This is a genomic window from Psychrobacter sp. TB20-MNA-CIBAN-0197 (genome assembly GCF_040309765.1).
In the GTDB taxonomy this organism is placed as follows: domain Bacteria; phylum Pseudomonadota; class Gammaproteobacteria; order Pseudomonadales; family Moraxellaceae; genus Psychrobacter; species Psychrobacter submarinus.
The window spans coordinates 1-269 of sequence record NZ_JBEOPC010000652.1 but is presented as its reverse complement, the minus strand read 5'-3'; the positions used below and the strand labels follow the sequence as shown (position 1 = coordinate 269).

At 45.4% G+C, this 269-nt stretch carries 1 protein-coding gene; it reads left to right on the top strand.

Annotated elements, in window-relative coordinates:
- Positions 1–269 (top strand): phosphomethylpyrimidine synthase ThiC (locus tag AAEY83_RS15380; RefSeq protein WP_351060296.1); only part of this gene is annotated, 269 nt, incomplete at both ends.

Here is a 269-nt window from a genome sequence, read left to right as displayed (position 1 = left end):
ATCTAAAGCACGATTTGAATTCCGCTGGGACGACCAGTTCAATCTGGCGCTCGACCCAGATACCGCCCGTGAGTTCCATGATGAAACCTTGCCTAAAGACGCGCATAAGACGGCGCACTTTTGCTCGATGTGTGGACCTAAATTTTGCTCGATGAAAATCACTCAAAACGTGCGGGATTATGCAGCAGGACTGGATAAAGATGCCGCTAATAAAAAATCAACTCCGAAATCGGATGATTCAATCAATGTAGGTCATGTTATTAAAGAGG